The sequence below is a fragment of the Cellulosilyticum sp. genome (genome assembly GCF_982396655.1).
In genome coordinates this window covers 31,985-51,207 of the sequence record NZ_CEVXFV010000005.1, presented here as the reverse complement: position 1 = coordinate 51,207, position 19,223 = coordinate 31,985, and the positions used below count along the sequence as shown (strand labels likewise).

The 19,223-nt window shown below is 36.1% G+C and carries 11 protein-coding genes and 1 other annotated feature; of the genes, 1 reads left to right on the top strand and 10 read right to left on the bottom strand.

Going from position 1 to position 19,223, the window contains the following annotated elements:
- Positions 1–88 precede the first annotated feature (88 nt).
- The 10 genes from AC1VAQ_RS03505 to AC1VAQ_RS03460 all read right to left on the bottom strand — a co-directional run bounded on the left by AC1VAQ_RS03505 (position 89) and on the right by AC1VAQ_RS03460 (position 17,542).
- Positions 89–874, bottom strand: a complete 786-nt coding sequence (locus AC1VAQ_RS03505) for a TrmH family RNA methyltransferase (RefSeq protein ID WP_302597892.1) — start codon at positions 872–874, stop codon at positions 89–91.
- The gene (locus AC1VAQ_RS03500; RefSeq protein ID WP_302597891.1) at positions 867–1,529 is read right to left on the bottom strand and encodes a potassium channel family protein; all 663 of its coding nucleotides are present in this window, start codon (positions 1,527–1,529) and stop codon (positions 867–869) included. The genes AC1VAQ_RS03505 and AC1VAQ_RS03500 overlap by 8 nt, the downstream gene beginning before the upstream one ends.
- A 13-nt stretch (positions 1,530–1,542) precedes the next feature.
- The gene (locus tag AC1VAQ_RS03495; protein WP_302597890.1) at positions 1,543–2,964 is read right to left on the bottom strand and encodes a TrkH family potassium uptake protein; all 1,422 of its coding nucleotides are present in this window, start codon (positions 2,962–2,964) and stop codon (positions 1,543–1,545) included.
- A gap of 155 nt (positions 2,965–3,119) precedes the next feature.
- Positions 3,120–4,091 carry a 6-phosphofructokinase gene (gene pfkA, locus AC1VAQ_RS03490; protein ID WP_303244025.1) on the bottom strand — a complete coding sequence of 324 codons (972 nt, stop codon included), beginning with the start codon at positions 4,089–4,091 and terminating at the stop codon, positions 3,120–3,122.
- Between the two features lie 186 nt (positions 4,092–4,277).
- Positions 4,278–7,730, bottom strand: coding sequence for a DNA polymerase III subunit alpha (locus AC1VAQ_RS03485; protein WP_302597888.1), 3,453 nt, complete (start codon positions 7,728–7,730; stop codon positions 4,278–4,280).
- A 275-nt stretch (positions 7,731–8,005) separates the two neighbouring features.
- The gene (locus tag AC1VAQ_RS03480) at positions 8,006–10,363 is read right to left on the bottom strand and encodes a glycoside hydrolase family 31 protein (protein ID WP_302597887.1); all 2,358 of its coding nucleotides are present in this window, start codon (positions 10,361–10,363) and stop codon (positions 8,006–8,008) included.
- A gap of 195 nt (positions 10,364–10,558) precedes the next feature.
- Complete coding sequence (pheT, locus tag AC1VAQ_RS03475) at positions 10,559–12,985, bottom strand: phenylalanine--tRNA ligase subunit beta (protein WP_302597886.1); 2,427 nt, start codon at positions 12,983–12,985, stop codon at positions 10,559–10,561.
- Positions 12,986–13,007: 22 nt separating this feature from the next.
- Positions 13,008–14,027, bottom strand: a complete 1,020-nt coding sequence (gene pheS, locus AC1VAQ_RS03470) for a phenylalanine--tRNA ligase subunit alpha (RefSeq protein WP_302597885.1) — start codon at positions 14,025–14,027, stop codon at positions 13,008–13,010.
- 159 nt (positions 14,028–14,186) lie between these two features.
- Positions 14,187–14,442 (bottom strand) — a binding site (T-box leader).
- Positions 14,443–14,491: 49 nt separating this feature from the next.
- On the bottom strand, positions 14,492–16,069 hold the full coding sequence (locus tag AC1VAQ_RS03465; protein WP_479903462.1) for a cellulase family glycosylhydrolase: 1,578 nt from the start codon (positions 16,067–16,069) through the stop codon (positions 14,492–14,494).
- A 210-nt stretch (positions 16,070–16,279) separates the two neighbouring features.
- Positions 16,280–17,542: a cellulose binding domain-containing protein gene (locus AC1VAQ_RS03460; protein WP_302597883.1), complete on the bottom strand. Its 1,263-nt coding sequence runs from the start codon at positions 17,540–17,542 to the stop codon at positions 16,280–16,282.
- Between the two features lie 283 nt (positions 17,543–17,825).
- Here AC1VAQ_RS03460 and AC1VAQ_RS03455 point away from each other — a divergent pair, with 283 nt between their 5' ends.
- Positions 17,826–19,085 (top strand): 6-phosphofructokinase, encoded by a 1,260-nt coding sequence (locus AC1VAQ_RS03455; protein ID WP_479903461.1) that lies wholly within the window; start codon positions 17,826–17,828, stop codon positions 19,083–19,085.
- Positions 19,086–19,223: the final 138 nt, after the last annotated feature.

Genomic DNA, 19,223 nt, shown 5'->3' with positions numbered 1-19,223 from the left:
ACTTATTTTGTCAAGCCATACAATATCTTATCCTCTTAATCTGCTATGCCTCTGACAGCTTATCTCATATTATTCTATAATATGATTTTTAACTTCTTCCACGCATTACTTCATATAAGCAAATTGATGCAGCTACAGAAGCATTCAGTGACTCACAGCCACCAGGCATTGGAATAATAATATGATTTTTAACCGCTTCTTTTACTGTCTGTGAAATCCCATTACCTTCATTGCCAATAATAAGTGCTGTGCCTTCTTCAAACTTTGTTTCATAAATGGATTTTGCTACTTCACTTAAATGTGTTGCATAAGTTGTAACACCTACTTTTTCCATAGCTTCAATATACTCAGCAATTTCATAGTCTATAATAACTGGTACATGGAATAAGGAACTCATTGTAGCACGTACAACTTTAGGGCTATATAAATCCACAGTTCCCTTTGTTAAAAATACACCATCTACATTAAAAGCATGGGCCGTACGAATAATAGTCCCTAAATTTCCTGGATCCTGTAAATTTTCTAAAATAAGATAAAAGCCGTCTTTTTTGATCCTCATATTCTCCAAAGAAGTTTCTGGCATTTTTACAACTGCCATAGCGCCTTGAGGAGATTGTGTCTCACTAATAGCCTTATAAATTTCTTCAGTTACCACAACCCACTTATGATGCTCAAGATTTTTAATTTCTTCTGCTTTAATTTCTGGTGTTGTAATATAATGCATTACTTCTACATCTTTTGGAATTTCATTTACAGCACGAATTCCCTCTACAACGAATAAACCCTGTTTCTTACGTGCACTTTTTTTCTTTTGTAGCTGTACAATATTTTTAATAAGGGCATTTTGCATACTTGTAATTAATTTATTAGTCATGTCTCTTTGCTTCTAACTCCTGTAATGATTTGTTTGCACCAACAACTACAAGTTTATCACCTTCACTTAACTTATATTCTGCCTCTGGCGAAACATCGATTTGGTCACCATGCTCTACAGCAATGATATTAATACCATGTTTTGAACGTACATCCAGTTCTACAATGGTGTGTCCTGCCCACTCTGGTAAGATGGATATCTCCATAATACTATAATCTTTAGACAGCTCAATATAATCAATAATATTTCCTGAAATAAGGTTAGCTGCAATTCTTCTACCCATTTCATGCTCTGGTAAAATAATACGGTCTGCACCAACTTTTTGTAAAATACGTTGATGAATCTCTGTACTTGCCTTTGCAACCACATATGGAATACCCATTTCTTTAAGTAACATCGTCAGCATAATACTTGCTTGCATATCTTTTCCAATCGCTACAACAGCTACATCAAAGTTACGAATCCCTAATTCTTTTAATACATCTGGATCTGTGGCATCCGCTTTAACAGCATGTGTCACGAATGGTGAAATGTCTTGTACCATTTCTTCTCTTGCATCTACCACCATAACCTCATAACCTGATTCGGCTAGTGCCATCGCTAAACTACCGCCAAATCTTCCTGCACCAAATACCACATATTGTTTCGCCTTCATCCAATCTCCTCCTCTATCCAACCATAACCTTTTCTTCTGGATATTCTATAATCGCTTTATTCTTATCTTGTTTAATCATCAGTGCCACCGCAATGGTAATAGGGCCTAAACGGCCTATAAACATCGCAATAATAATTACAATTTTCCCTATGAAACTTAAGCTTGATGTAATCCCTAGTGTAATCCCTACTGTTGCAGTAGCTGATACTACCTCATAGAGAATCTCTATAAAACTAAAATCTTCTGTAAAGGATAATATGATGGTCATTGTCGTCATAACAGAAATTACAATCATAATAATTGCCAAGGCACGTCTAATAATTTGTCTTGGAATTTTGCGTTTAAATACAACGGTCTCATCTGAGCCTTTTAAAGTAGATAATGTACATAAAATAAGTACACCTATTGTTACCGTTTTAATACCACCTGCTGTTCCCGCTGGTGAACCCCCGATAAACATTAAAATAATACTCATAAGCTTCGAACCATCTGTCATTGCATCTAATGGTAATGTATTAAAGCCTGCTGTACGGGTTGTAACTGATTGAAACATTGCAGTATAAAGCTTTTCTTTAAATGATAATCCCGCTAATGTTGCTGGATTCTTAAGCTCTGCAAAGAAGAAAAATACAAAGCCAAATACCAAAAGAAAAATAGTAATAATCCATACTAGTCTACTATGCACACTCATCTTATAAAAAGCTTGTCGCCATGTAAATCTTTCTTTCGTTTTTATCTTATGTGTAATCGCATTAAGTGTATCTACCCACACTGTAAAGCCAAGTCCACCAATGACAATTAGTGCCATAATGGTCAAGTTAAGTAATGTATTACCCATATAAGGCGTCAAGCTACTATCACCTATAATATCAAATCCTGCATTACAAAAAGCAGAAATAGAATGGAAAATACCATATATAATACCTTTAAAAATTCCATACTCTGGAACAAATACACAAGCTAATAGAATGGCGCCTATACCTTCCACTAAAAAAGTACCTGTTACAATATATCTTGTAAATTTTACAATTCCTGCTGTTGTATTAAAGTTAAGCGCTTCCTGCATAATGAGCCTATTACGAAGGGTAATCTTACGCCCTAATACAATAAAAATCATACTTACTAAAGTCATAAACCCTAGCCCACCAACTTGTATACAAAATAAAATCACTATTTTACCAAACGTAGACCAGTGTGCCAAAGTATTCACAACTACTAGCCCTGTTACACACACAGCTGACGTTGCTGTAAACAATGCATCTATAAATGGTGTAAACGTTCCTTCATTACTACTTATAGGTAGCATAAGAAGTAAACTAGCAATTAAAATAACTAGCATAAAGCCTACAACAAGTATTTGTGAAGGGCCTAAATACTCAGTAATGATATTTCTCCGATTTTTTCTTAAAAACCTAAGACTTTCATGCTGTTTCATTTTTTCTCTCCTTAAAAAGCATTTAATAAACCTTATTGTATATGATTACCTCTAAAATTTCTACCCTATTCACTTAATTCTTACTTCAAAAGAGTTAACTAAAAAGGGGAACCAACTGGCTCCCCTTCTCTAGATGTTTTATATATGATTATAAATTATACTAATAATTTACTTACTTCATACATATATTCATCAATATCTTTTTTCATTTGAAGTGCTTCATTAATATCGTAGTCTACATATTCACCTTTTACATATGCTACAACGCGTTTTGCTTTACCTTCACATAATAAGTCAACAGCTTTTGCACCCATCATAGCTGCATGTACACGGTCAACAGCAGTTGGTGATCCACCTCTTTGAAGGTGTCCTAAAATAGTTGCACGCGTTTCGATACCTGTTACTTGTTCTACTTTTTTAGCAAGTGCTTCACTACCACCGATTCCTTCTGCAACGATAATCATGCAGTGTTTTTTACCATGATGTTTATTATCAAGAATTGTTTTAATGATTTCTTCATCAGATGGTCTTTCTTTCTCTGGAATAAGTACCATTTCAGCACCTGAACTAATACCACACCATAACGCAATATAACCAGCATTTCTACCCATTACTTCTACAATAGAACATCTTTGATGAGATGTAGATGTATCACGAATTTTATTAATCGCATCCATTGCAGTATTTACTGCTGTATCAAAACCGATTGTATATTCTGTACAAGCAATATCAAGGTCGATTGTTCCTGGAATACCAATTGTATTAATTCCTAAGTTAGCAAGTTTTTCAGCACCTTGGAAAGAACCATCTCCACCGATTACTACAAGTCCATCAATACCGAATACTTTACACATTTCTGCACCACGTGCTTGTCCTTCAGGTTTGATGAATTCAAGACAACGTGCTGTTTGAAGGATTGTTCCACCTCTTTGTACAATATCAGATACGCTTCTTGGTGTTAACTCTACAACGTCACCTGAAAGTAATCCGTTGTAACCTTTGTTAATACCCATTACTTTTAAGCCACGTGCTGTAGCTACACGAACAACCGCACGAATAGCAGCGTTCATACCTGGTGCATCACCACCACTTGTTAAAACACCAATTGTTTTTACTTTATTACTCATGAAATAACCCCCTTATGGTTGTTTTTTGATAACTCGCCAACTACTTCTTTTTAATTTTAACTGAACTATTAAATAAATCTGAACTAAGTCGTAATTTCACTAAAGTCATCTAGTTGTCATAGTCAAATCATGCGTTTAACCAACTTTATTTTACTTAAAATATGGGTAAATGGCAATAGCTTATGACTATTTATTAACAATAATATGGTTTTCACCGATTAAATCGGCTAATTCTTTAATTAAAGCTTCACTAATTGTTACATTGTACTTATGTGGAAACGGTTTCTTTGTGCCATCTTCGGTATTTTCGACGATAATTTTAGTATTTCCACTGTATCTCATAAATATGTGTAAGAGTCCATTTCTGACTTCTGGCGTCCTTAAATCCTCATCTAAACGGAGTAAAATGTGGGGTTCATCGCATCCAGGGTCCAAAATATTCTCTAAGGTTGTTAAATCATCTGCAAGGATTACTGCATTTGTTTCTTCCTTGATGGACACACGTCCTTTGACAACAAACACACGTTCCTCATTGATTCTTGCAAACTTTTCATAAAGATTTGGGAACACAATAACTTCCATCGTTCCTACTGTGTCTTCTAAAGTTAAAAAGGCCATTTTTTTGTTCATTTTAGTGAAAATCACTTTCTTCTCCACTAAAATACCACCCACCGTAACAGCTTGACCATCTTCTACATTATCTTCTTCATCTTCTCGAATAATAAGCTGATTGCTTTTAAAGTTTGTATACGTTTCTAAGGTTTCTCTTACCTTATCTAATGGATGCCCACTTAAATAAATCCCCATGACATCCTTTTCATAGTTTAATAAATCTTTACTATCAAACTCTGGAATATCTGGTAAATGATCTTTATCCTCTACCGCTTCATTACCACCTAAACCAAAGAAGTCCATCTGACCACTGATGTTATTTTTACGGCTTAAGTTAATACCATTAGCGATTTGTTTATACACTGCCATATACTGACTACGTTTACCACCCAATTTATCAAAAGCACCTGCAAGTATTAAACTCTCAATACTGCGCTTATTCGTATCCTTGCTCTCCATACGATTGTAGAAATCTGTAAGACTTTTAAAACTGCCGCCTTTTTCACGTTCTTCTACAATACGGTCAATCATATTTTTCCCTACATTTTTAATAGCTGCAAGCCCATAAATAATATGTCCATCTTTTGCATCAAAGAAGGCATGCCCCTCATTAATATCTGGTGGCAACACTTTAATATCCATCTTACGACAGGTATCAATATATCCTGTAATCTTTGAAGAGTTATCCATAACAGATGTCATAAGGGCTGCCATAAATTCTACTTTATAATAAGTTTTTAAATAAGCTGTTTGATAAGCAACTACTGCATAAGCAGCAGCATGAGACTTGTTGAATGCATATTTTGCAAAGTCTACCATCTCATCAAATATCTGATTGGCTACCTCTTCTGGAATACCATTTGCCACACATCCCGGTACGGTATCTCCATCACCATGTAAGAAAATCTCGCGTTCTTTATTCATGACATCAATTTTCTTTTTCCCCATAGCACGACGTAAGAGGTCGCTTCGTCCTAAGCTATATCCTGCAAGGTCTCTAACGATTTGCATAACTTGTTCTTGATACACAATACATCCGTAAGTGTTCTCAAGAATTGGCTCAAGACTTGGGTGGGTATAGGTAATATTATGCATATCTTCCTTACCAGCAATGTACTTTGGAATGAAATCCATTGGGCCTGGACGATAAAGTGATACACCGGCAATAATATCTTCTAGGCAGTTTGGTTTAAGCTCCTTCATGAAGTTTTTCATTCCTGCACTTTCTAGCTGGAAGATTCCTTCTGTACTTCCTGATGCAATGAGTTCATACACTTTAGGGTCTGCATCATCTATATGGTCAATATCAATTTTAATGCCATGATTCTTCTCCACAAGCTTCACTGCATTATCAATAACAGTGAGGGTTCGAAGTCCTAAGAAGTCCATCTTTAATAACCCTAACTCTTCTAGCGTCGTCATCGTATATTGCGTTGTCACTGCACCATCACTGGCACTGAGTGGTACATATTCCATAACAGGTCTATTAGAAATAACAACCCCTGCTGCATGCATTGAAGAGTGTCTTGGAAGACCTTCAAGTTTCATAGACGTATCAATTAAGTATTTAACCTTTTCATCACTTTCATATAAAGCTTTAAGGTCTGAGTTCATTTCTAAAGCTTTTTTAATCGTAATCTTAAGTTCATTTGGAATCATCTTAGCCACTTTATCGACTTCTGCATAAGGCATATTAATAGCACGTCCTACGTCACGAATCGCTGCTTTAGCTGCTAGCGTTCCAAATGTAATAATTTGTGATACCCTGTCAGCACCATATTTACGAATAACATAATCTATAACTTCTTGTCGTCTTTCATAACAGAAGTCAATATCGATATCAGGCATGCTGACACGTTCTGGATTTAAAAATCGTTCAAATAGCAATTGATACTTAATTGGATCAATATTTGTAATCTCAAGGGTATAAGCTACGATACTTCCCGCCGCAGAACCTCGTCCTGGGCCTACTGGAATCCCTTGATCTTTTGCATAACGAATGAAATCTCCTGTAATCAGGAAGTAATCTACGAAGCCCATTTGAATAATAATGCCTAATTCATATTCAAGTCTGTCTTCTAGTTCTTTTGTAACTGGATTATAACGCTTATGCAGTCCTGCATAGCAAAGTTCCCTTAAATACTGCTCAGCTGTTTTACCATCTGGTACATCAAATTTAGGTAATTTAAGTTCATGGAAAGTAAAACTTACATTACAACGCTCTGCAATCTTATTCGTATTTGCTAATGCTTCCTGAGCATACGGGAAAAGTTTCGCCATTTCTTCTGGACTTTTAAGATAAAACTGACCGCCTTCATAAACCATACGGTCTTCATCTTCCATAGTTTTACCCGTTTGAATACATAGAAGAACTTCGTGCGGGTTAGCATCTTCTGCTTGAATATAGTGTACGTCATTTGTTGCAACTAACGGTATATCTAGTTCATCTGCTAAACGTAATGTCAGCTGATTAACTTTTTGCTGCTGCTGCATTCCATGGTCTTGAATTTCTAAGAAGAAGTTGCCCTTTCCCATAATTTCTTCTAGTGTCAGCGCCATCTCTTTAGCTGCATCATATTCATCATTTAGAAGCTTACGGCTCACCGGTCCTGCAAGACAAGCCCCAAGCGCGATAAGTCCTGTATGATTTTCACGTAAGAGGTCTAAATCAATACGCGGTCTTCGGTAAAATCCTTCTATATAAGCCAGGGATACCATTTTAATGAGGTTCTGATAGCCTTCATTATTTTCTGCAAGCAATACTAAGTGATATGACCTAGCATCAATAGGTTCTTTATCAAAACGGGTACGGGCAGCTACATACACTTCACACCCAATAATAGGTTTGACGCCTTTATCCTTTGCTGCTTTATAAAAATCAATTACACCAAACATTGCCCCATGGTCTGTAATCGCAATGCTCTCCATACCCAATTCTTTGGTGCGGTCTAATAAGTCGTTAATCTTAGCCGAACCATCTAAAAGGCTATATTCTGTATGGACGTGAAGATGGGTAAATTTACTCATATTTAGCTCCTTTCTTATGTGCTTTTAATGCATTTGTATCTTTTGTTTATTTATAAAAACTCACATGAATTAATGTAAGTTACTGTATTATAAACTTTTAATTTCTGCTTAAGAAACTTAATATCTCTTCAGCTTCCTACACAGCATTTTTAACCTTTTCATTATAGCACACTTACTAAAGATGATACATATATACGTTTTCCCGTCCATCTATTTCCACATACTGCTGTCTACTGCGCTTATTTTTATAACTCCTTATTATATAAGCCTTATCCCTAGTTATTAAATACCACTTTTAGCTTCATATCTTTTCCTGTTACTTCTTGTCCATTTATATATAGCCTTTTATCACCATACCCCTTACAGTCAATTGTAAATTCACTACTCATTAATCCTTGATGTCTTCTATTAATTTCAATTTTTACAACCTCATCATGTATGACACTTATTTCATATAGATTAAATGCGCCTTCTGTATAATCAAAGCCCTCTCCTGCATCTTCATAGTGTAAATACATCGTACTACCTTTGTTTTGACCTAAGTAAACCTCTAATGTTTTATTACTCTCTTTGATTTCACCTGTATAATTTTGTACTTTACTTGTAACTAAAATACTATTAGCCTTTACATATAAAGGACATACATCAAGAGGTGCTTCTTTAATGATATACTGGCCTCCTTCATATTCCTTATGTGTCCAATAATCAATCCAATTGTCTCCTTTAGGTAAATACACCATACGTGCCTTACTGCCTTGTGTCACTATAGGTGCTACAAGGAGATTCTCCCCACATAAGAATTCATCATTTATTTCATAAGTATTCTCATCTTGCTGATAATTAAACAGAAGTGGTCTAATAAGTGGGCTGCCTGTTTGGCTTGCCTGCCACATCATATCATAAATATAAGGCAGTAACTTGTAACGTAGCTTAATATACTTACGGTTAATTTCCTCTGTCTGTGTATCAAATGCCCAAGGTTCTTGATCCCTTGTTCCCATACATGCATGATTTCTAAAAAGTGGCGTAAATGTCCCTACTTGTACCCAACGACTTAAAAGCTCACTGCTGCAGTCAAAACCAAAGCCACCTACATCTGTACCGCAGAATGCCATACCACTCAGTCCTAAATTCATCAGCATTGGTAAACTCATACGTAAATGTTCCCAGGTACTCTGATTATCTCCAGTCCACACCGTACTATATTTCTGAGAACCAGCATAACAGGCACGTGTGACAATAAAAGGCCTTTTCTCTGTATGTTTACGAAGTCCTTCATAAGTTGCCTTTGCCATCAAATGACCATAGACATTATGCACTTCCTTATGCTGCACGAAAAGCCCATCCTCATTAAACATGACATTATCTGGGAGTGGCCCCTTAAAACTTGCTGGCTCATTCATATCATTCCAGATGCCACTGACACCTACCTTCACCATACGTTCTTGAAGGTCTCCCCACCAATTTCTTGTCTTACTATTTAAAAAGTCTGGATAAACTGCGTCTCCAGGCCATACTTCATTATGATAGACCTCTCCTTCCGGGTCTTTGGCAAAGTAATCTTTTTCGAGTCCCTCTTGATAAACATCATACTTTTCATCTGCCTTTACACCAGGGTCAATAATTGTCACCACTTTAAAGCCCATTTCATTTAATCTTTTAATCATTGCTTCAGGATTTGGAAAACGCTCATTATCCCATGTAAATACACGGTAACCTGCCATATAGTCAATATCTAAATATAGCGTATCACAAGGGATATCTTTTTCCCTAAATGCATTTGCTACTTCCATTAATCTAGCTTCACTTTCATAAGACCAACGGCATTGTTGATATCCTAAAGTCCACAATGCTGGAAGTGGCATCTTGCCTGTTAAATTCACATACCTTGCTACCACATCTTTTATTTGTGGGCCATTAATAAAGTAATAATCTAAATTACCATCGACTGCGGCAAAATAATAATACGCACTATTATCCCTTCCCAAATCAAAATGCGTTTCAAAATGATTATCAAAGAAGAGTCCATAAGCCCTTTCTTGATCTAAGGCTATTAAAAATGGGATAGATTTATAAAGTCTATCAAATGTTTCACCATGTGGATTAGGATTATCTGTATTCCAGTTTACGAGGTGTGTCTCTCTTTTATTAAGATGTCCTGTATGCTCTCCTACGCCATAAAATTTCATTTCAGGAGGTAGCTGTTTTTTCACACAGATTTTATACTGCATCTCTTCTCCTGCCACATCATGCCCTTCAGCTTCTGCTAAGCTATAATCAGCACTTCTTCTTACAAAGCCTTTTTCGTCGCCTATGTAATCACCACAAAGCAGTTTGCCTTGTCGGTCATAAATATTTACATTAAACCCTTCTGTAATTTCTACACATAATTGACTTGTTGTAATTTGTAAACGCTCTCCCTTATCACAACTTGCCTGACTAACCATAAACTCGCATTTACTACTTAGCATCTCCTCTATGGCCTTAGAAACTTCACCTTCCCTAAAACACGGTACAAAAAATCGTATGATATCTGAGTTAATTACAAAAACACTTGCGACTTGCTCACTAAATTTAAGTTTAATTTCATTTCCTACAACTTCATAATTCATAAGCTTACCTAAGTTCTTCATAAACTTCCTCCTTATTTTTAAGAGCCACTTCCATCTCATTTTACTTCCAATAAAATATGGCCTATATTTTCTATTATACTAATATAGAAACCGTTTCCAATATATTTTTTAAAATTTTAAACAATAAAATTTTATCAAAAAAATGCCTCAAAACTAATTACTAGTTTCAAGGCATTTTCTTATTTTAATCTATTATTAATCTCTAAGTTTTGCACCACAGTTCATTTCAAGTCCATTAAGTACTTTTTTCATTACTTTTTGGATTTCTTCATCTGTAAGTGTGCGGTCTTCTGCTCTAAAGATCAGTTTGAAAGCAACTGACTTATAGCCCGCTTCAATTTGTTCCCCTTCGTATACATCGAAGAGTTCTACTTTTTCAAGTAATTTGCCACCACGTTGGATGATAACTTTTTCAAGTTCACCAACAAGTGTTTCTTTAGATACGAGCATTGCGATATCTCTTGTTGTTGCTGGGTATTTAGGTAAAGCTTTGAATGCAAGGTCTTTATTGATGGCATCAAGCATTGTCTGAAGATCTAATTCTGCCATATAAACTCTTGTATCTAAGCTGTAGTTTTTAGCAACTTGTGGGTGGATTTCACCGAAGAAGCCTGCTTCTTTTCCATTAATAAGAAGCGTTGCAGTACGTCCTGGGTGCATATATTCAAGCTCTGTATTTCTTACAAATTCAATGTTTTGGATATGAAGAGCAAACATAAGTGTTTCAATCATACCTTTGAATGAGAAGAAGTCTACATTTTTGCCATATTGACCAATTGTAAGTTTTTTGATTTCTGCTGGTAATTCATGTTCATATGCATGTTTACCTTCTAAGATTGGCGCTACATCTGCTGATGGTTTGATATAGATTTTGCCGATTTCATATAAAGCTGCTTCTTCAACACGTCTATTGTAGTTAGTTGAAAGTGAGCTTAAAATCCCATTAAGTGAAATTGTACGCATGATACTGAAATCTTCCCCAAGTGGATTTGTGATTTTCATAGCATCTCTTAATGGACTATCTGCTTTGATGCAAAGTTTATCAAATACTTTTGGACTTTCAAATGTATAAGTAAGTGCACCACATACACCATGCATGCTCATGATTTCTCTAATTTTATCACAAGATACTTGTTCGAATGTTTTAGCTCCACGAGTTGGCTCTGCTCTTTCGAGTGTTGGCACGATTTTATCATAACCATAAAGTCTAGCTACTTCTTCTGCAAGGTCAGCCATCATTGTTACATCTGTTCTGAATGTAGGAATTGTCACTGTTTTTGCAGCTTGATCTGGTATGAATTCAATAGAGATGAAGTAGTTAATCATTTCTTCTTCTGTAAGGTTTGTCCCTAAGAAGTTGTTAATCCATTCTACATCATATGGAATTGTAATAGGTGTGCGTTTAACTGGGTAAACATCGATTTTACCACTTACAACTTCACCGCTACCTGTCATATTAATAAGCTGTGCAGCTCTTTCTAATGCAAGTGTAATATTGTTTGGATCAAGTCCTTTTGTATATTTTGTAGAAGAATCACTTCTAAGGTTTAATTTTTTAGAAGTCTGACGTACATTGTATCCATTGAAGTTAGCACATTCAAAGAGGATAGTTGTCGTTTCTTCTGTTACTTTTGAATTGTCGCCGCCCATTACACCTGCAAGTGCTACTGCTTTTTCATCATCAGCGATAACAAGCATAGAAGAATCAAGTGTTACTTCATCTTCAAATAAAGTAACGAATTTTTCACCTTCTTTAGCATTTCTTACATGAATGTTGTGACCTGCAAGTTTGTCATAGTCAAAAGCATGCATTGGTTGACCAAATTCAAGTAACATATAGTTTGTGATATCTACAATGTTATTGATTGGGCGAAGACCAGCTGACATAAGGCGGTCTTTAAGCCATTTTGGTGATGGACCAACCTTTACATTTTTGATGATTCTTGCAGCATAACGTGGGCAAAGTTCTTCATTGTGAATTGTTACTGTTGCCATTTCTTCAGCATTTCCAGCTACTTCTTCGACAGTGATTTCTGGGAATTTGAATTCTTTACCGAATGTAGCTGCTGCTTCTCTTGCAATACCTAAAATACTGAAGCAGTCTGCACGGTTAGATGTGATTTCATATTCTACTACTTGTTCACCAAGTCCGAAGTATGGTTTAACATCTACACCAAGTGGCATATCTTTAGGGAAAATGTAAACACCGTCATGTGGTGCATCTTCGATATCTTCTTCTGAAAAACCAAGTTCTTCTACAGAACAGAACATCCCTTCAGAAAGTTCCCCTCTTAATTTACCAGCTTTGATTTTAAGTCCTCCAGCAAGTGTTGCACCGTCTAAAGAAACAGGTACAATATCCCCTTCGTTAACATTTGTAGCAGCTGTTACGATTTGAAGCTCTCTCTCACCATTTACATCTACTTGCATAATGCGAAGTTTATCTGCATTTGGGTGTTGCATAACGCTTACAATTTTACCTGAAACTACTTTTGTAATTTCTTTTCCGCTTTCTTCTACTGCTTCTACTTTTGATCCAGACATTGTCATTGCATCTACGAATGCATTAATGTCCACATCTATATCTACATATTGTTTAAGCCATGACATAGGTACGTTCATTATATTTTCTCCTTCCTACTTCCTAAAATTGTGATAAGAAACGAATATCGTTTTCGTAGAATAATCTTAAGTCATTGATGCCATATTTAATCATGGCAATACGTTCAAGACCTACACCAAATGCAAAGCCTTGATATACTGTTGGGTCAATGCCTGCCATCTCAAGTACCTTTGGATGTACCATACCACAGCCAAGGATTTCAATCCAACCAGAACCTTTACAAACATTACAGCCTTCGCCGCCACATACGAAGCAAGATACGTCAACTTCTGCACTTGGTTCTGTGAATGGGAAGTAGTGTGGTCTGAATTTAACTTGTGCTTTGTCACCAAATAAAGCCTTTGCAAATTCTGCAAGAACCCCTTTAAGGTCACCAAATGTAATATCTTTATCAATTACAAGCCCTTCAATTTGGTTGAAGATTGGTGAGTGTGTTGCATCTACTTCATCAGAACGGTAAACACGTCCTGGTGCAATCATACGAATAGGAAGTTTTTCTGATTCCATAGTGTGTACTTGTACTGGTGATGTTGCTGTACGAAGTACAAGATTGCTATTGAAGTAGAAAGTATCTTGTTCATCACGTGCTGGATGCTCTTCTCCTAAGTTAAGGGCATCAAAGTTGTAGTAAGCTGTTTCAATTTCACGGCCTTCTACGATTTCATATCCCATACCAATGAAAATATTTTGTACTTCTTCTAATGTTTTTTGAAGTGGGTGCATATGTCCTACTTTTAATGTTTTACCTGGCATTGTAATATCTAAAACTTCTTCTTGAAGTTTTTTGTTTTGCTCAGCTTCTTCTAAAGCTACTTTTTTAGCTGCAAGTGTTTTTTCAATTGTTTCTCTTACCTCATTTGCCATTTGACCAATGATAGGTCTTTCTTCATTACTTAAGTCCTTCATGTTACGAAGTACTGCTGTAAGCTCACCTTTTTTACCAAGGTATTGTACTCTAAGCTCTTCTAATGTATTAAGAGTATCTGCTGTCTCAATGCTTGCAATAGCACTGTGTTTGATCATCTCTAATTTATCTTTCATTTCTTAAAGCTCCTTTCTTAGGTAAGTGGCACTGCCACCTTCATTTATTGCACTTTTATAATTGTATGGTAATAAGAAAGTGGCTAGCGCCACGTTCTCGGGAGTAGGAAAGTTAAAAATTGTACTTTACTACTCTATAAAAAAAGCTTCGTCCCTCACAAAAGGGACGAAGCTTATATACTCCGCGATACCACCCTGATTCTCACAAGATTTAGGCACTAAACTCCTAAAAACTCATAAGCACTCAACAGCTCTAACGTAGCCACCGTTATCCTCTACTCTTAACAAATTTAATTTTAAGGATAAAGCTCCAATGTGAAATTCAAAACCAAGCCTTGCCTAAAGTACTTCCAGCCAATGGTACTTTTCTCTGATAGGGTACTTAATTTTTACTATGCATTTTCATTGCTTTTCTATTTTGACAATATAGTACTATTTTACCCTACCTTGTTATTTTGTCAAGCTTAAAATGCATCAATATTCCCTAAAACATAGTCTTTAATAAGACTTACATCTTTTTCATCTACAATGCCACTGCCATCTACATCTGCATTTTTAAGCGCCTTTTCATCAAGTGTGCCTTCATGATTTGCTACATAGCGGTATAAAACGGCATAATCAGTAGAATTAATCTTACCATCTTTATTCACATCACCCTTAACAACATCTTGTGTCTCACCGCTGTCATCGCCGCCTTCTTCACCGCCGCCACTGGTTGTACCATAGTATTCACTTACAGTAATACCATTGGCCCCAAGTGGCACCTCATGGTCAAGGCCGATAAACTTGCCGGCTTCATTTTGCCATAGTGCTGGTTTAAGCAGTGCATATTTATCTTCATCCCATGTCATAAAGTCATAGCCTACAAGCCCGCCTGTATCTCCTGAGTTTGGATTGTAGCACCAGAAGGTATGATTAATTTTGTTTTCAACAATATAATCTCTCAGGTCTTCAAGCCATTGCTGGTTTTTACCGCCATCTAGGAATCCGCCCCATTCACCAATTAAAAGTGGCGCTGTGCCATCTTCCATAATATATGCCCAGTTATCTTTCCAGCAGTCTTCATATAAAGATTCTTTGGTAAAATCACCTTGGAACCAGTCCTGCATATAAACAGTTGGGCCATAATCATGTGGTGAGTAAACAATTTGTTTTTGATAGTCTCCTTCAAGTGTGACAGGGTAATCCTTAACACCTCTTAAGTTACCACCCCACCATGTATAGTAATAATGTGGTTTCTCATATTCATCTTGTGTGGTGTAATCATAACCCTCCATTGGATAAGCTTCTACACCTTCAATCATAATAAGAAGATTTGGGTTAATATCTAAAATTTTAGTTGCAACAACTTCTGCAGCATATTTCCAGTTATTATCATCTTCTGAATCATCCCATTTTGCCCAAAGTGCTTCATGCCATGGCTTACCATGTGGTTCATTTTCAATATCAATAGCTAAAATTGTATCTTCATTTTTGTAGCGCTCAGTGAACCATTCTAAGGACTGATGATAATCTTCTATTGTATAACCTTCACCATACCAAAGTGGATAATAATGTCTTTGCCCATCTGAAGAGGCACTATGTATATCCAACATAATTTTTATACCATTTTGTTTGCATAATCTCACAACTTCATCAAAAAGCTGTAAACTATCCATTCCCTCTAAATCTGGATTCACATAAGTATTTACATTGGGTGTCTTCCCCGTACCATTTTGCCATTCAATAAGAAGCTGTGTGGTTACTGGAATACGTAAAAAGTTAATACCACGATCTGCTATTCCTTTAAGTGCTAAATCCAGTTTAGCTGACCAGATTCCATCAAACATACGTGTATCTGTGTTAAATCCAAACCAGTTACAGCCTGTAAGCCATACTTCATTCCCCTCTTTATCTACGACTTTACTGCCTTTCGTGGTGAGCCAGTCATCTCCTGTTTTGCCCGTTGTCGTCTCTGCCATCAGAGGTGTTGCTGGTAAAAGCGTTGCAGCTGCCATCATGCCACCTAAAGTCATGCTCAATACTTTTTTCATAAGCTTCATTGTGCTTATTCCCCCTTCTATCTTAAACTTTCCTATCTTATACTTTCCTATCCTATACTTTCTTATCTTAAGTTATAGAGAAACCAACTAAAAACTTGAAAGATACATCTAGGTACATAGGTTTCTCTCAATGATTTCACATGACTAAAAATCATGAATAACTAAAATTTATACATGTGAAATCTATCTACATGTGAAATCTGTATTTAACTATTTCGTTTTAAAGCTTATCGCTAATTTATTAAGACTTACATCATTTACAGCGCCTAATTTCTTAAGTGTGAATGGTGCACCTGTAAAATCTTTTTTTGCTTTTACCTTTACAGCCATAAATGCCCCATCTTCTGCAAGTAAGTTTTCCCCTTTTTGCGTACTATCTGCATACATCACATTTAATAGACCCGTGGTCTCATGGAAGCTTGTTATTAAACTTGCTTTCTCTCCATTAGTATCTAAGCTACCTGTAGGCTCAGCTGAGACAAAGTCAAAGGCATCTGTATTTAGGGCTAATACAAAGTCTGCATTATTAATGCCATTTGATGCATTTTGAAGATTCACTTGTAATATAACTTCTTCCCCTGCTGTCGCTGTCACCGTAGGTAACACAACGGCAAAATCATAGTCTGTCGTATCTACCACATTTAATGTAACAACTATATCTTTACCAGGATTCATATCAAGTACATATTTATAAGTGCCGCTCTCTAGCCCCTTTAAATAATCCGCACTAAAAGTAAAGCTGCCATCTTCTCCTAAACTATAATCTGCTACATTTAACGCCGTCCCATTTAACTTCACATTTTCTAATGTGTTTCCATTTAAAGTCACCTCTGTACGCACATCATCAGCTACCTCTGGATTCTTATCATATGTCAGCTCTGTTATTGTAATGCTTGGATCGACTACACCTTCTACCGCTGGTTCCTGCCCTGCTACAAGTACCCCATTTTCATAAAGCGGAATATTATCCCACGCCGTATAACTACTTGTCGTTTGACCATATGAGTAGTCATTAGATTGGTCATAATTCTGCCAATTGCTATTTGTAAGACGCAATTGCATTTCAACCGTACCATTTGGTGCAAGTTCTCCTGAACCTGCTTTGAAGCCAATTTCCAGATAAGTATCTGCTGTCTCTGTTGGCACACTCATATCATAAAAGGTTCCCTGTACACTTTGCGTAAGTGTCTGATAATTACCACCTGAAATCATCGCTGCATTATCACACCACATACACTGGGTTATGTTTTGATCCTTTGTATAATAGTATCTTAATGTGTAATCCTCTAAAGAAATCGTTTCTTTACTTGTGTTTGTTAACTTAATTTTGCATGAAATCGTATTACTTTGTGCCTGTGTCATGCTATTGGCATATTCAACCTTTACATTACTTGCACAAAAAGCTGGTGTCACCATTAAACTAGATGCAAGTAATGTGAGACTCATTAATCCTAAACTCCATTTTTTTCTCACCTTAATTCCCCCTATACAATGATTCGGATACTTTATTAAAAGTGCCCTAACTCGCAATAAATCGTACTGCTTTATTGTCACTATTGCTATATCTGGTGCGGCTTACTCCTTGAATGCCTTTTATCTATTGCTTAATTTCATTATAGCCCTTGCCTTTTTTTTGACTATAAAGACCTCTTATAATGTGTATTTTCATCGCATAAAATGTTTTTATTTGACCGTTTCTTATTTCTCTGCTATCATGTACTGTGATATTCTACGGACTATTGAAAGGAGCTTACACATGACGAATATTATTAAAGGCAATTGTATTATTGGACAGTCAGGTGGACCTACTGCCGCTATTAATGCCTCTTTAAGTGGGGTACTACAAGGAATTTTAGAAAATGGCTTATATGATAAAGTATACGGTATGGTAAACGGTATTGAAGGTTTATTACAAGGTAAGTACCTTGAACTTTCTTCTTTATTTACGACTCAAGAATCTCTTGACCAACTTACACATACACCTGCTATGTATTTAGGTTCTTGTCGTTTTAAACTTCCTACTTGTGAACATTCGGAAGATGTTTACACAATGCTTTTTGATTTCTTTGAAACTCATCATATTACTACTGTTTTTTATATTGGTGGCAATGACTCTATGGACACCGTTCTTAAATTATCTCATTATGCAAAAGAAAATAACAAAAATATCAATGTCATTGGTATTCCAAAAACAATTGATAATGATTTACCGATTACAGACCATACACCAGGATTCGGAAGTGCTGCAAAATATGTAGCAACATCTTTACTTGAAATCGCTCATGACACTTATATTTATAATATTCCGTCTGTAACTATCGTGGAGATTATGGGAAGAAATGCAGGTTGGCTTACTGCTGCTGCTGCTCTTGCTCGTACTGAATATTCTCCAGCACCAGACCTTATTTATTTACCAGAAGTACCATTTAGCATAGAACGTTTTATTGAAGATGTACAAGAAGTACGTAAAAAACGTAAAAATGTTATTGTGGCTATTTCAGAAGGTATTAAAGATATAAATGGTGAGTATATTTCAGCTTCTTCAAGTACAATAGATGCTTTCGGACACAAACAACTTTGCGGTGCAGGTAAAACATTAGAAAACACACTTAAAGATGCTCTTGGCTGCAAAGTACGTTCTGTAGAACTTAACGTATTACAACGTGCAGGTGGACATATCGCTTCTTTAACAGATTTAAATGAAGCTGTAGCAATTGGTAAAGCTGCTGCCATGGCAGGCGCACAAGGCGAAACAGCTAAAATGCTTTGCTACAAACGTGTAAGTAATACGCCATATGAAACAGAAATCTTCAGCTACGATATCAGTCAAATTGCAAATCTTGAAAAAGAAGTACCTAAAGAATGGATTACGCCACAGGGTAATGATATTACAGAAGAATTTGTTAATTATCTAAGACCACTTATCGCAGGTGAGTCACACCTTAGCTTTGCAAACGGAATTCCATCTTATGCAAACATTCGTCACTTACATGACAAACATTTCTTTGAGAAATAAGCACAAATCTATCTAAAAGTAGCCTACAAAGAGTTCTCTCTTTAAATAGGCTACTTTTTTACATATAGAGAAACCAACTAAAATCTTAAAATATACATATACTTAAATAGGTTTCTCCTAATGATTTCACATAACGCA